Below are 14366 nucleotides of genomic sequence, written 5' to 3' on the forward strand. Positions count from 1 at the left end.
GAGGTTTTTATTATGCGAACCAGCCAACCAGCAGCACAATCATTTTTTACGAACCGTTCGACGCAAGCCATTGCCCAGGACTTATTAGGGACGCACCTACTTTATACTAGTCGCCAAGGAATACTTGGTGGCCTCATTGTGGAAGCAGAAGCCTATGTCGGCACCGATGACACTGCCGCTCACGCTTATAATGGGCGCCGTACCCCTTTTAGTGAGCCACTCTATCATGAACCCGGTACGATTTATATTTATCAATTACGCGGTTTCTTTCTATTTGATATCGTGACCCAAGCAGTGGATCAACCACAAGGCGTCTTGATTCGTGCCATCGAACCGACCCACGGCATTGAACAAATGCGCGTCAATCGCCCAAAACCTGGCGTCGAACTGACTAACGGCCCCGGTAAATTAATGGGCGCTCTCGGCATTCACGATAAACAACTGACTTTTCAAAATGTGGCGGACGCCCCTTTAATGATTGATTTAGCCCACCGTCGCCAACCAAAATCAATTGTCACCGCGCCACGAATCGGCGTTAACTCTAAAGCAGCGAGTGGTCAACTCCCTTATCGCTATTATGTTGCTGGTAACCCGTATGTTAGTGGCCTGCCTAAGCGCCAGTGGGACTTAGAACAACATGGTTGGCGTCAAAATAATGATCCAATGCCACAAATTGATAACCCACATTGAATTGAATGCCATCCTTAGAGTATATTGCCATTTAATAAACCGCCAAAACACGATCGATTCTAGCCCACCAAAAGTACCGCTTAAATTCCTCTCAAATTCATGACTTTTTCGTCACATTTTATTCATAATTGCTTGTTATTCTTTGTACATCAGATGAATTCCTCCCAAGAAACAATCTGATTCCCGTGTTTTTTAGATTATTCCTCCCTAAGAATATCTAACACACCCAATGCGTTATAGTTTAACGGTAAAACGAACCAGCCCATTTGAAATTCCTCCCTAGAATTGGTAATGGTTTTGCGGTTAAGAATGTTTGTTTTCGAAGGCACAATCATTTCTCAACCGCGCTCACTGGTCCATGTGGGTTCAACCCCCACTAACGCGATTACCACCATTTTTCATCCCCATTAAAAAAGGAATCGGTGCATAACACCGATTCCTTTTTTTGAAAAGCTAATTTGGATTGGCTCCCACTATAAATCCCAGCTGATAATCTCCTATGGCGCTAATAAATGCCCAATTCTTGCTTTAAATTCAGTTAAAAAACGTGGCGTGTCAACTTGGACACAAACCGCCGTCCGCGTTGTTGGATCATCTAAGCGAGCATTATTCCCAATTGTTCTTCCCCGTGACGGGCCTTCTATCTCGGTCTTCAAATTCAATGGGAAAGTCGTGACTAAGCTTGGATCAATTGCAACGGCAACTGCTAAGGGATCATGTAAGGCACAGCCGTGTAAATGAGGCGAAGTAACTTCATAGGCTTTGATATAGTAATCGACCATATCGGCATAGGCTGTGGCGGCTGGTGTGCCAAGCGCACGCCATTCTGCTGTATCGGTGCGTGTAAAAAGTGTCCGCAGCGTCACATCAAGGCCCACCATTGTGACCGGTAAGCCACTCTTAAAGAGCAAATCTGCCGCTTCGGGGTCTTGACTGATGTTGGCTTCAGCAAATGGAGACACATTCCCACCAACGGTTAAAGCGCCGCCCATAATCACGATTTGACCGACTTTCTTCAAAGTGGGTAAATCTTTTTGAATCGCTAACGCTAAATTTGTCATTGGTCCCGTTGCCACAATGCTCAAGTCAGCACCATATTCCTGGCAAGCACGTAATATAAAATCAACGGCCGATTCAGTCACCATTTCCGGATGGGGTTCTGTCAGATGAAGCTCACCAACGCCATCTTGACCATGAATTTCCGCACTAATTGGTAAGACACTAAAATCATTTGTCGTCGTCGAATGCCCCGCACCTAAATAAACTGGAATGTCTGGATGACCTAATAAATGTAAAATTTGTTGACTATTCACAACGCTTCGTTCAGTCAAAACGTTGCCGTATTCTGAGGTAATTCCGATTAAATCGACTTCTGATGATCCCAATGCATAAGCAATTGCTAACGCATCATCAATCCCAGTATCTAAATCCAAAATCATTTTTTGTGCCACGCCAAGCCCTCCTCAATAATCATGCAAAATAATGTACATCCCAAGTGTACCCCATTATCGTAGGTGGGTAAATTAATAATCTAAGAATTAAACTCAAAAAAGACAAGTCGCTGATTCAGTTTAAACCATTGATTTCATGATGCATTAAAATCGTTTGACCATCTGATTGCGTCTTATTTGAAAGCTGATTTATTTTCTTAAAAGCTTGAACGCTGATGCCTCATTTTTTAACCATTGGCAAAGGCCACCTATTCCTAGGTGGCCTTCTAATTAATTTCGCATATTAAATTCTTACATAATGTCAGGTAGCCAGTCACTAATTGACTACGCACACTAGCATCGAATGGCTAGTGGAGATGACGTGTGGGTCACGTCGCTTTTTATTTTTGGGTTAATTCAATTATGTCTAAATTCTTGTGTTTCTAAATATCTTCTCGTTTAAACAGCGTAAGCCGCCTCTTTACACTACTTGTAACTCCATGGTTACTCCAGTTGATTAAAGTCTTCAAATAATACTTGATCCTACAGTGATAAGTGCTGATTAACTTCCTCAAGTATACCATATTTTCAATTCGAACACAAAATGACAATAATCTTTCTGAAAAGAAGCTTTCTATTTGACCAAAATTGACCTTTGCTGTAAAATTCAATCTATAGACAACAGAGTGATTCTACTCTGGCTTATATAAGGAGGCAATTCAATGTTAGTACCGACAGTTATCGAACAAACATCACGTGGCGAACGGGCTTACGATATTTACTCTCGCTTACTAAAAGACCGGATTATCATGTTATCTGGCGAAGTAAACGACCAAATGGCTAACACAATCATTGCGCAATTATTATTCTTGGACGCGCAAGATTCAGATAAGGACATCTCAATCTATATTAACTCACCTGGTGGTTCTGTCACTGCAGGGTTAGCAATCATGGATACGATGAACTTCATCAAATCTGATGTTCAAACCATCGCTATGGGGATGGCTGCTTCTATGGCCAGTGTTTTACTTTCAGCAGGGACAAAAGGCAAACGATTTGCATTGCCTAACTCAACTGTCTTGATTCACCAACCTTTAGGTGGCGCACAAGGTCAACAAACTGAAATTGAAATCGCTGCGCGCGAAATTTTGAAGACCCGGAAACGTTTAAACCAAATTTTGGCAGACAATTCTGGTCAAACCTTCGAAAAATTACAAGCTGACACTGATCGTGATAACTACATGACAGCCCAAGAAGCAAAAGACTATGGCTTGATTGACGATATTATGGTCAACCAACCAAAATAGCGTGCTGACGGTTGTGTTTAATTAAAAATGGGCTAGTTCAAGTTGAACTAGCCCATTTTTTTATTTAAATTTGTTATACTGACAGTATCTTAAAGGAGGTTTTTGCCATGGATATTAGTGTCATTAAGAGTGAAAATGTGACAACCACCGGTGGGATTACAATTGGTCAACCAGATGCACCATTAACATCAATTGAATTTATCAATGCTGCTTGCCCTTATTGTCGTAAGTGGTTTTTGAAATCTGAAGAAATGCTAACTGAAGCAGTCAAAGCTGGTCGGCTAAAACGCATTATCAAACCATTTGATAAGGATAAAGCGGATCTGCAACTAGGAAATTTAGCCCATACTTATTTGCCTTTCAATCAACCCGAAACAGTGATGCAAGCATTATCATTTTTGTTTACGCACCAAAAAACGTGGCGTAATGATTTGACGCCCGATGAATTTAAAAAATATATCGAGCAAAATCTCAATTTAGCACCACAAGATAATGCCGAAAACCTCGCCACAATTATTGCTGAAGCTGATCGTGCGAATATTAAATTCGTCCCCACCATCATTCTTGGTGAGCATATCTTTGATGAATCGATTGCCATGCCTGACTTGAACACACTACTAAAATAAAAAAAGTGTCCCTTAAAGGGGACACCTTTTTTTATGTATGATAAAGGGTTCCAAAAACTATGATCTAATCTCAATACTCCGGTCCTTTATCTGTCGTTTATGAAAAACGCGCTTCATCCATTTGAATGGCATTTAAATGATGTTCAACTTCATTCATTTCCTGACGTAATTCATGATACTTGTCGCTTGTGAAATCGAGATAGTTTGTGCAAGCACCAACTCGTTCATAGATTTCTTCTTTTTGATTTTCTGCTTTTTCGGTTAAGGTAACGTCAACCCGGCGTTCATCATCTGATGCACGATTGCGACTTACCCAACCGTCTGCTTCTAATCGTTTCAAAAGCGGGGTTAATGTCCCGCTATCAAGTTCTAAGTGGTGCCCTAACTCTTTCACTGACATCTTGCCATGTTCCCACAATGCGAGCATTGCGATAAATTGTGGATAGGTCAATCCGTAAGGTTTTAATACCTTACCGTAGAAATGATTGTAGGCCTTTTGAGCGCGATAAATCGAAAAACAAAGTTGTTCATCTAATAATACTGGTTTAACCATATAATTTTCCTCCATAAAATTTTCTTTACTTATTTTACTTAATTATATTGTACAAGTCAAATATTGCGTGCTATTAATTTGTTTTTATTCTTTATTAATTCCTTGCTGGTGTGCTTCGGCGAGTTGATTCAATTTTCTGAGCCGATGATTAATGCCCGATTTCGAAATCGCCCCACTTGGCATTTTTTCCCCAAGTTCCTTTAACGTAATATCTGGAAATTCCAAACGGAGCAACGCAATCTCACGCAACTTCGCCGGCAAATTATCTAATCCGACCGTATCGCGCAAGTATTCAATATTTTCGATTTGCTTCGTGGCTGCATCAATTGTCTTATTCATATTTGCTGTCTCACAATTGACTAAGCGATTAACCGAATTACGCATATCCCGTACAATGCGAATATCTTCAAACTTCAGCATTGCATTAGTAGCGCCTATCACTTGTAGAAAATCGGCAATTTTTTCAGCCTCTTTTAGATAAGTAATATAGCCACTGCGGCGGAAAGTTGTTTTAGCATTTAAGCCAAACCGGTTCATCATGCGCGCAATATCTTGATTATGCTCTTCGTATAATGAATAGATTTCCAAATGATATCGGCTTGTTTCAGGATTATTGACTGACCCGCCGGCTAGAAAAGCTCCCCGCAAGTAAGAACGGACGCGCTGATCTTCATTAATCACATCTGCGGACACTTTCGTATGGATAGTAAAACCATCTTCTTCAACGATATCAAGGTCTTTCAAAACAGTATTTGTATCATACTTCAAGCGCACAATATATTGATTATTCTTTTTTAACTTCATTTTACGACGTACTAGTAATTCGGATTCAACTTGATAATTTTGTTTCAGTAAACTATAAATCCGGCGAGCAATCGCCGGATTCTCTGTCTGAACGTTTAAAACAAATTGGTGATTCATCAAGCTCAATGACCCATTCATCCGAATTAAAGCGGCGAGTTCCGCCCGTGCATGTTCAGGATGCACTTCAAGTTGCGTCAGCTCTTTCTTTACTTCACTTGCATATGAAGCCATAATTATTCACCTCGCTTAGCTGTGTTGACCTGGAAAGCAAGATTCATAATTTCACTCGCTACTTTTTGTCCATTATGGAACACACCATGATCTTTCAATTTCAAAAAATTATCGGAAATCACTCGACACCCTAATTCTCGTAACGCTTCAAAGTCATGTTCAACCGGCCAAAGAATTTCATCGTACTTTTGATGATCCAAATAGTTTTCAGGAACTTGTGCCGTATTGACCAAAACCGTATCCACAAAATTCTGTCCAAGATGGTCGTGCAACACGCGAACGTGATCGGCATCGGTAAAATGTTCCGTTTCCCCTTTTTGCGTCATGATATTACAAATATAAATCACTTCCGCTTTAGTTTGCTTAACCGCTGCCCCTAAGTTCTCAATCATTAAGTTCGGTAAGATACTGGTAAACAAACTCCCGGGACCTAAAACAACTACATCGGCATCTAAAATCGCATCAATCACTTGTTGAACAGCTTTTGGTGCTACAAGATCATTTTGATCCGTTTTCGAGACCCAGACGCGCTTAATTTGCTTGCGCGCAGCCGTAATTTCAGATTCCCCTGTTAATTGGGTACCATCTTTAAATTCAGCATTTAACGACAGCGCAACATTGGCCGCGGGATAAATATGACCGTCAACCGCCATCATTTCTGATAATCGTTGAACAGCGTCAAAAATACCTGATTCCATTTCAGATAATGCTGCAATAATCAAATTACCAATCGCATGTCCTGAGAAAAAGGCATCGTGTGATTTAAAACGGTATTGAAAAATATCGAGCGTTAACTGTGGTAAATCCGACAAGGCCACTAATACATTCCGAATATCACCAGGTGGCACAACATTAATGTAATCGCGAATTACGCCAGAAGAACCGCCATCGTCTGCAACCGTGACAATTGCCGTGGCATCCGCATTTTGTTCGCGGAGACTCTTTAAAATAACCGGTAACCCCGTTCCGCCACCAATCACAACAACTTTTGGTCGGCGCCCTTTAATGACCCGAATAATCCGATTAGTGGCTGTCATGACCGATTAACCGTTTCCTTGCGTTTCTTCATATCTCGGTGGGTCACGTCAACCGGATAATCGAACGATAAATCGTCAGCTAAGCGTTGCGCAAGTGCTACTGAACGGTGTTGGCCACCGGTACAGCCAATCGCAATGGTTACACTTGTTTTACCTTCTTTGAGATAACCTGGCATGATATCTTTTAACAGCCCACTAAATTGTTCATAGAATTTTTCAGTAGCCGGTTGCGCCATGACATAGTCGCTAACTGGTTGGTCTAAACCATTTAATTCTTTAAACGCTGGTACATAGTAGGGGTTCGGCAAGAAACGAACATCCATAACGATATCCGCATCAATTGGTAAACCGTATTTAAACCCAAATGACATCACTTCAATATGAAATGACGGGTTAACGGCCGTCTTGAACACATGAAAAATCTTTTCTCTTAATTGGCGTGGTGACATGGTTGAAGTATCAACCACCATCTGGGCCCGATTGCGAATTTCAGTTAATAGGCGCCGTTCTTTTTGAATGCCGTCCATTAAACGCCCCTCCATCGCTAGTGGATGTGAGCGGCGTGTCTCTTTGTATCGCGAAACCAATTCTTCATCTGATGCATCCAAGAAAAGAATCTTAGTCGTCACAAATTGCGTGTTATCAAGGTTGGCAAGCATTTCAATGATCTCATCGTAAAAAGCACGTGAGCGCAAATCAATGACTAATGCAATCTTAGTGACTTTGCCGGACTCCTTGACCAATTCCCAAAACTTAGGCAGTAATGTCGGTGGCATATTATCAACACAAAAATAACCTAGATCTTCAAAACTTTGCATAGCGACGGTTTTCCCAGCACCACTCATCCCTGTAATCACTACTAAGTTCAATGTATCTGTCATCAGACCACCCCTTAAGTTTTCACTTTTACTATTGTAACATTCCTGGCGTGTCATTGAAAGCTATCAAAACGTGCATCATGTACTATTTAATGTCGTTAAATCGAATTCATTCCCAATAACTAGGCATTTGAAAGAGCTTATTTTTTCATAAAAAAAAAGCGAAACAAATGAATTGTTCCGCGATTAGTCAATTAACCGTTATAGTCGTCTTGCAAACGCAATGATAATTGCGTTAATGCCAAAGAAAGCAAAGTAAAAACCAACCAAAGTCACCATCGTCACAGCGGTTACGACTGGATCCATTAACAATAAGATCCCCACAATGACGCCTAAGATATTCAGAATCATCGAAACGATGTATAGGCCTGTATTAAATTGCTTGAGGTGGCTTACATTCAATAATGCCACAATTGAATCGAACAAGAACCAGAATGCAAAGATATAACCTAAAGCGGCCACACCAGCTGGAATATTCAAGATAAACAAAATACCCAAAATGACATCGACAATGGCATCGACCAACATTAAAGTGGCACGTATGCCAGTTTCTTGTCGTAACCGGCTATACGCACTAATCTTCGCAATCCCCCGAATAATCGCCGCAATCGCAATCACAATGACCAACCCAGATAATGTCTTACCCGGTTGATTAAACAAGCAGTATGCAACGATTAAGAAAATAATTCCCGTCATAAACTCTGACCAATCAAAGTGCCATTCATTTTTTCTAAACATTCCCAATCACCTCTCATTGTTGATACCTTTATCATACTTTTTTTAAGTGCAATCGACAACTATATTTAGTAAAACAAAAAAAGTGGGCGGTTAAGGCAGAAATGATGCTGCCTGACCGTCCGCTTTTTAAACGGATTCTATTAGTCACTTCTGTGCGGCAATTGTGCGCGCTGTATCTCGTTTTAAAACAGGTTTTAAATATTGGCCAGTATAACTTTCACTAACATTAGCAATTTCTTCTGGCGTACCGGTCGCGACAATTGTCCCGCCTTTATCGCCGCCTTCAGGCCCTAAGTCAATAATGTAATCAGCCGTCTTGATAACATCTAAATTATGTTCAATCACTAAAATCGTGTTACCTTCTTCAACTAAGCGCTCCAAAACGCCTAACAAACGCTTAATATCGTCGGTATGCAAGCCGGTCGTTGGTTCATCGAGAATGTATAAATTCTTACCTGTTGATTGTTTTTGTAATTCGGAGGCCAACTTCATCCGTTGTGCTTCCCCACCAGATAAGGTTGTCGCAGATTGGCCTAATGTGACATAGCCCAAACCGACATCAACAATTGTTTGTAACTTCCGGGCAATCTTCGGAATGTTTGCAAAGAAGACCGTTGCTTCAGCGACCGTCATATCTAAAATTTCAGCAATGTTCTTCCCCTTATAGACAACTTCCAAGGTTTCTGAATTATAGCGACTGCCATGACAAACTTCACATGGCACATAAACATCTGGTAAGAAGTTCATTTCAATCTTGATGATGCCGTCACCTTTGCAGGCTTCACAGCGACCACCTTTAACATTAAAACTGAAGCGGCCTTTCTTGTAGCCCCGTAATTTAGCTTCATTGGTTTGAGCGAACAAATCACGAATGTTGTCAAAGACACCAGTATACGTTGCTGGATTACTCCGCGGTGTTCGACCAATTGGGCTTTGATCAATATTAATCAGTTTTTCGAGATTTTGATAACCCGTAATCGTTTTATACTGACCTGGTTTCGCCGAGTTCCGATTCATCTTTTGGGCCAAGGCTTTTTTCAAAATCGTATTGACCAAGGTTGACTTACCAGAACCTGAAACACCGGTAACCACGACAAATTCACCTAATGGGAAATCAACCGTCAAATTCTTCAGGTTATTTTCAGCCGCACCGGTCACACGAATTTTCTTGCCATTGCCTTTACGCCGTTTTAACGGTACTGGAATGTACTCGGAACCTGCTAGATAACGGCCCGTCAAGGATTTGGGGTTATGTTCAACTTCACTTGGCGTCCCAGCGGCCATGACTTCTCCACCGAGCTCACCTGCTCCGGGACCGATATCAACGAGATAATCGGCCGCACGCATTGTATCTTCATCATGTTCAACGACAATTAACGTATTGCCTAAGTCGCGCATCTTCTTCAATGACCCAATCAAACGATCATTATCCCGTTGATGTAGGCCAATTGATGGTTCATCGAGGATATAAAGGACGCCCGACAAGTTCGAACCAATTTGAGTGGCCAACCGAATCCGTTGAGCCTCTCCACCAGAAAGGGTTCCAGCTGAACGACTCAGCGTTAAATAATCCAAGCCAACGTTGATCAAGAACGTCAATCGATCGTGAACTTCTTTCAAGATTGGTTGCGCAACAACACTGTCTTTTTCAGAAAGTTTGAGTTGGTCGAAGAATGGTAAAGCTTCTTTGATGGCATTATCTGAAACGGTAGCGATATCTTGACCACCCACTTTAACAGCCAAAGCTTGTCGATTTAAACGGGCCCCATGACAAGTTTGACATGTTAACTCAGTCATATAAGTCCGCATTTGAGCCCGCGTAAAATCACTGTTAGTTTCGCGGTAGCGCCGGTCAACATTGGCTAACACCCCTTCAAATGGCACATCCACATCACGAACCCCACCAAAATCATTTTCATAATGGAAGTGGAAATCCTTGCCTTGCGAACCATTTAAAATAATGTCTTTTTGCCGGGGGGTTAATTTGCTAAATGGCCGATCCATGTCGATTTTAAACGACTTGCAAGCCTGTTCAAGCATCTGTGGATAATATTGCGAACTAATTGGATTCCATGGCGCAATGGCGCCTTCACGCAATGTCTTGCTCGTATCAGGAATCACTAAATCCATATCGACCTCTAACTTAACACCTAAACCGTCACAGTCGGGACAGGCCCCAAATGGCGCGTTAAATGAAAACAAACGCGGTTCTAATGCCCCAACCGTGAATCCACAAATTGGACAAGCATAGTGTTCTGAGAAAAGTAGTTGTTCACCGCCTATGATATCGGCAGTTGCATAACCTTCTGATAAACGCAACGCTGCTTCGAACGAATCAAATAAACGGGACCGAACGCCGTCTTTCACAACGATTCGATCCACAACAATATTAATGTCGTGTTTTTTATTCTTATCCAATTCGATATCGGCACTAACGTCCATGACTTCGCCATCAACTTGCACGCGGACGTAGCCCTCTCGTTGAATTTTTTCAAATACTTTTTTGTGTTGCCCTTTTTTACCGCGAATAATCGGTGACATCACTTGTAGTTTCGTCTTCTCAGGTAGTGCCAAGACGCGGTCGACCATCTGTTCAACGGATTGACTACTAATTTCAGTGCCGTCATTGGGACAGATTGGGTGCCCAACCCGCGCCCATAAAAGTCGTAGGTAGTCGTTAATTTCCGTAACTGTTCCGACTGTTGAACGCGGATTTTTAGAAGTTGTTTTTTGATCAATTGAAATCGCTGGACTGAGCCCGTCAATTGAATCCACATCCGGTTTATCCATCTGTCCTAAAAATTGGCGCGCATAAGCCGACAAACTCTCGACATAGCGCCGTTGTCCTTCGGCATATAAGGTATCAAAGGCTAACGAACTCTTCCCAGAGCCCGACAGTCCCGTCACAACCACTAATTTATCACGTGGAATTGTGACATCAATATTTTTTAAATTATGCGCGCGCGCACCATGAATTACGATTTTATCATTTGCCATGCTTTACCTCTTTTAGTCAATTTCACTCTTAATCTCTAAGATGGTATCCCGCAGTGTTGCAGCCTGTTCGAAGTCAAGCTTCTTAGCTGCTATCCGCATTTGTTCGGATAGCCGTTCAACCATTTCAAGTTTCTCAGCCTTCGACATACTATCAAAATCAATCTCGTTGGTCATCTTAATTTCTTCAGGATGTTCAACTGATTGAACAACCGAAATTGCATCCCGAACGGGTTTAATGATGGTCTTTGGCGTTAGGTGGTGTTTATCATTATAGGCTTCTTGAATCGAGCGACGTCGTTTCGTCTCATCCATCGCATTGCGCATCGAATCAGTAATTTTATCCGCATACAGTAATACTTGGCCATTTTGATTCCGTGATGCTCGGCCAATCGTTTGAATTAATGAACGTTCACTTCGTAAGAAGCCTTCTTTATCGGCGTCCAAAATTGCCACTAACGAAACTTCTGGAACGTCAATGCCTTCCCGCAATAAGTTAATCCCAATCAAGACATCAAACTTACCTAGTCGCAGATCACGAATGATTTCTGTCCGTTCCAAGGTCTTGACATCACTATGCAAGTAACGCACTTTGATACCTAGTTCCTTAAGATAATCGGTTAAATCTTCCGCCATCTTCTTGGTTAACGTCGTAATAAAGACCCGTTCGTTCTTTTCAATCCGCTTGTTAATTTCACCAACTAAATCATCAATCTGTCCCATAATTGGCCGAACTTCAATATTGGGATCTAACAAGCCAGTCGGTCGGATAATCTGATCAACTTGAATGTCGGTTTGTTCAGCTTCATAAGGACCAGGGGTTGCCGAAACATACATAATTTGATTGACATGTTTTTCAAATTCGGGCAATGTTAACGGCCGGTTATCAAGTGCACTTGGTAACCGGAAACCATAGTCAATTAGCATTTGCTTACGGGCACGATCGCCGTTATACATCCCGCGAATCTGAGGCATCGTCACATGTGATTCGTCAATCATCATGATGGAATCTTTCGGAAAGAAATCCAGTAAGGTATACGGTGGTTCTCCCGCAGCCCGATCTTCCATATGCCGTGAATAGTTTTCAATACCCGAACAATAACCCATTTCTTGCATCATCTCAAGATCATAATTGGTTCGTTGTTCTAAACGTTGTGCTTCTAATAACTTACCATCCGCTTTCAATTCTGTTAGCCGATCTTCTAATTCAGCCTTGATACTCTTGATAGCTTTGGCCATCTTTTCTTCACTGGTCATAAAATGGGTGGCAGGGAAAATTGCCACATGTTCACGTTCCCCCATTACTTCACCAGTTAACGCGTCCACTTCGACAATCCGGTCGATCTCATCGCCGAAAAATTCAACTCGTAACGCATGATCGTCACGTGAAGCCGGAAAAATCTCGACGACATCGCCCCGAACGCGGAAACGCCCCCGTTGAAAATCAATATCGTTGCGTTCAAATTGAATATCAACCAGTTGTCTTAATAAATCATTACGCTCAATTGTCATCCCCGGTCGTAATGAAAGGACATGATCTTGATATTCGTTCGGGTCACCTAACCCGAAAATACATGAAACAGAAGCGACAACAATCACATCGTTGCGCTCCAACAGTGCACTTGTCGCTGAATGCCGTAGTTTATCGATTTCGTCATTGATACTCGAGTCTTTTTCGATATAGGTATCACTAGAAGGCACATAAGCTTCTGGTTGGTAATAATCATAGTAACTGACAAAATATTCCACCGCGTTATTCGGGAAAAATTGCTTAAACTCAGCATAGAGCTGGCCTGCCAACGTCTTATTATGCGAAATAATTAACGTTGGTTTGTTTAAGTTCTTGATGACATTCGACATCGTAAAAGTCTTCCCCGTCCCAGTTGCCCCCATCAAGACTTGCGCTTTCGCGCCGGCCTCAAAATTCTTAGTTAACGTTTCAATTGCCGCTGGTTGGTCCCCAGCAGGTTCATAGGGCGCCACTAAATCAAATTGGTTATCATTCTGTCGTTCAATCATCAAAAGCCTCCATTGCCATTTGCTAGCGATAAAAGAAGACGCCCGGGAGAAGTTGCCTTCCACCATAACGTCTACTTACCGATTTTATAAAGAATTATCTTTCTTGTCTTTTAAGTCATTTACATTTTACCACACCGAACATACTTTCGCCAGAGTGCTGTTTAAAGCGGTTATCCTCTGGAAATTAGCCTAGTCTAGTGAATAAGCGCGTATGATTGTTCGCTGGACGTAGCTAAACGTAAGCGGATGCTTTGAATGGCACGTTTTCACACACTTTAAGTCGAAACGTGCTTTCAAAAGCATACTGCTGGGCTTAGCTCCACCAGGCGAATGCTCGCAATATAATCGCTTTTGACGCACGCTTATTCCGATAATGTTTGCCGGACCAGTTGCGTGAGTTTCCCACGATCGGCAAAATCTTCACTCAGTAAGTCAGGCAAGATTTCTTGAATAAAATAACGCGCACATGCGAGGTTTTGGTATTGCATGATGGTTTTTAAACTTTCCGCAAAAATTCCCAAAAAAGCGTTCTCGGGATTCCCTTTTTCGATTTCACCAAATGATTCGTAAAGCAAATCAATTTTATCGGCAACTGCTAATAATTGACCTTCTAAAGTTTCATCTTTCCCTTCACTTAAGCGGCGTTGATACCTTTCCTGTAAGAAATCGGGAATTTCATTTTTAATGAAGTTCGCGGTTAGTGAACTTTCGACATTGGCCAACATCGTCCGTAATTCATGCGTTGCGTATTTGACCGGCGTCTTAATGTCTCCGATAAAGCGCTCCGTATAATCATGGTTAAGTGCGCGTTCGTACAACACTTGCCAGTTAATCGTCTGCCCGTTTTCTTCTTCAATATCACCTAGTAATTGGGCAATTTCTGTCACTTTAAAGGAGTGCGCCGCAACGGAATGTTCTTGATATTTAAACAATCCTGGTGCGCGATTTAGTGTCTCCAAATTATTCAAACCTTGCAAATATTGATGCATACCCATGCCAAAGTACCTCCTTTTTCTTACAAAAATAGACCGACTAACGCCGTAGTCCGTCTATTTGCTG

Annotated in this window: 12 protein-coding genes; 3 read left to right on the forward strand and 9 right to left on the reverse strand. The window is 41.8% G+C overall.

Features of this window, described 5'->3' with window-relative positions; translation table 11 throughout:
- Positions 1-12 precede the first annotated feature (12 nt).
- Positions 13-690, forward strand: coding sequence for a DNA-3-methyladenine glycosylase (locus J7Q78_RS06785; RefSeq protein WP_208422252.1), 678 nt, complete (start codon positions 13-15; stop codon positions 688-690).
- Positions 691-1187: 497 nt separating this feature from the next.
- Here J7Q78_RS06785 and J7Q78_RS06790 read toward each other — a convergent pair whose 3' ends face one another.
- Positions 1188-2129: a nucleoside hydrolase gene (locus tag J7Q78_RS06790; protein ID WP_208422288.1), complete on the reverse strand. Its 942-nt coding sequence runs from the start codon at positions 2127-2129 to the stop codon at positions 1188-1190.
- Positions 2130-2842: 713 nt separating this feature from the next.
- On the opposite strand from J7Q78_RS06790, the gene clpP reads away from it, so the two are divergent.
- A complete protein-coding gene (gene clpP / locus J7Q78_RS06795) occupies positions 2843-3427 on the forward strand; it encodes an ATP-dependent Clp endopeptidase proteolytic subunit ClpP (RefSeq protein ID WP_004265909.1) in 585 nt (194 codons plus the stop codon).
- Positions 3428-3534: 107 nt separating this feature from the next.
- Complete coding sequence (locus J7Q78_RS06800) at positions 3535-4053, forward strand: thioredoxin domain-containing protein (protein WP_154242592.1); 519 nt, start codon at positions 3535-3537, stop codon at positions 4051-4053.
- Positions 4054-4150: 97 nt separating this feature from the next.
- On the opposite strand, the gene J7Q78_RS06805 is transcribed toward J7Q78_RS06800, so the two are convergent.
- From J7Q78_RS06805 to J7Q78_RS06840, 8 genes are all read right to left on the reverse strand, one after another.
- The gene (locus J7Q78_RS06805; RefSeq protein ID WP_154242591.1) at positions 4151-4606 is read right to left on the reverse strand and encodes a MarR family winged helix-turn-helix transcriptional regulator; all 456 of its coding nucleotides are present in this window, start codon (positions 4604-4606) and stop codon (positions 4151-4153) included.
- Between the two features lie 84 nt (positions 4607-4690).
- The gene (gene whiA / locus J7Q78_RS06810) at positions 4691-5641 is read right to left on the reverse strand and encodes a DNA-binding protein WhiA (protein WP_154242590.1); all 951 of its coding nucleotides are present in this window, start codon (positions 5639-5641) and stop codon (positions 4691-4693) included.
- Positions 5642-5643: 2 nt separating this feature from the next.
- Positions 5644-6678, reverse strand: a complete 1035-nt coding sequence (locus J7Q78_RS06815; RefSeq protein WP_154242589.1) for a gluconeogenesis factor YvcK family protein — start codon at positions 6676-6678, stop codon at positions 5644-5646.
- Positions 6675-7559, reverse strand: coding sequence for an RNase adapter RapZ (gene rapZ / locus J7Q78_RS06820; RefSeq protein WP_154242588.1), 885 nt, complete (start codon positions 7557-7559; stop codon positions 6675-6677). Before rapZ ends, J7Q78_RS06815 begins: the two co-directional genes overlap by 4 nt.
- Positions 7560-7757: 198 nt before the next feature.
- Entirely contained in the window at positions 7758-8294 is a 537-nt protein-coding gene (locus J7Q78_RS06825; RefSeq protein ID WP_154242587.1) for an HdeD family acid-resistance protein, read from the reverse strand.
- 144 nt (positions 8295-8438) lie between these two features.
- The gene (gene uvrA / locus J7Q78_RS06830) at positions 8439-11291 is read right to left on the reverse strand and encodes an excinuclease ABC subunit UvrA (protein ID WP_208422253.1); all 2853 of its coding nucleotides are present in this window, start codon (positions 11289-11291) and stop codon (positions 8439-8441) included.
- A gap of 12 nt (positions 11292-11303) precedes the next feature.
- Complete coding sequence (uvrB, locus tag J7Q78_RS06835; protein WP_154242585.1) at positions 11304-13307, reverse strand: excinuclease ABC subunit UvrB; 2004 nt, start codon at positions 13305-13307, stop codon at positions 11304-11306.
- 362 nt (positions 13308-13669) lie between these two features.
- A complete protein-coding gene (locus tag J7Q78_RS06840; RefSeq protein ID WP_208422254.1) occupies positions 13670-14302 on the reverse strand; it encodes a YfbR-like 5'-deoxynucleotidase in 633 nt (210 codons plus the stop codon).
- Between the last annotated feature and the right edge of the window lie 64 nt (positions 14303-14366).

This window comes from Latilactobacillus fragifolii, assembly GCF_905332535.1.
Taxonomy (GTDB): Bacteria; Bacillota; Bacilli; order Lactobacillales; family Lactobacillaceae; genus Latilactobacillus; species Latilactobacillus fragifolii.

Excerpts from the sequence above, each read along its gene's own strand:
- J7Q78_RS06785 (WP_208422252.1), top strand. The coding sequence starts at position 13 with ATGCGAACCAGCCAACCAGCAGCACAATCATTTTTTACGAACCGTTCG.
- J7Q78_RS06790 (WP_208422288.1), bottom strand. The coding sequence starts at position 2,129 with ATGATTTTGGATTTAGATACTGGGATTGATGATGCGTTAGCAATTGCT.
- clpP (WP_004265909.1), top strand. The coding sequence starts at position 2,843 with ATGTTAGTACCGACAGTTATCGAACAAACATCACGTGGCGAACGGGCT.
- J7Q78_RS06800 (WP_154242592.1), top strand. The coding sequence starts at position 3,535 with ATGGATATTAGTGTCATTAAGAGTGAAAATGTGACAACCACCGGTGGG.
- J7Q78_RS06805 (WP_154242591.1), bottom strand. The coding sequence starts at position 4,606 with ATGGTTAAACCAGTATTATTAGATGAACAACTTTGTTTTTCGATTTAT.
- whiA (WP_154242590.1), bottom strand. The coding sequence starts at position 5,641 with ATGGCTTCATATGCAAGTGAAGTAAAGAAAGAGCTGACGCAACTTGAA.
- J7Q78_RS06815 (WP_154242589.1), bottom strand. The coding sequence starts at position 6,678 with ATGACAGCCACTAATCGGATTATTCGGGTCATTAAAGGGCGCCGACCA.
- rapZ (WP_154242588.1), bottom strand. The coding sequence starts at position 7,559 with ATGACAGATACATTGAACTTAGTAGTGATTACAGGGATGAGTGGTGCT.
- J7Q78_RS06825 (WP_154242587.1), bottom strand. The coding sequence starts at position 8,294 with ATGTTTAGAAAAAATGAATGGCACTTTGATTGGTCAGAGTTTATGACG.
- uvrA (WP_208422253.1), bottom strand. The coding sequence starts at position 11,291 with ATGGCAAATGATAAAATCGTAATTCATGGTGCGCGCGCGCATAATTTA.
- uvrB (WP_154242585.1), bottom strand. The coding sequence starts at position 13,307 with ATGATTGAACGACAGAATGATAACCAATTTGATTTAGTGGCGCCCTAT.
- J7Q78_RS06840 (WP_208422254.1), bottom strand. The coding sequence starts at position 14,302 with ATGGGTATGCATCAATATTTGCAAGGTTTGAATAATTTGGAGACACTA.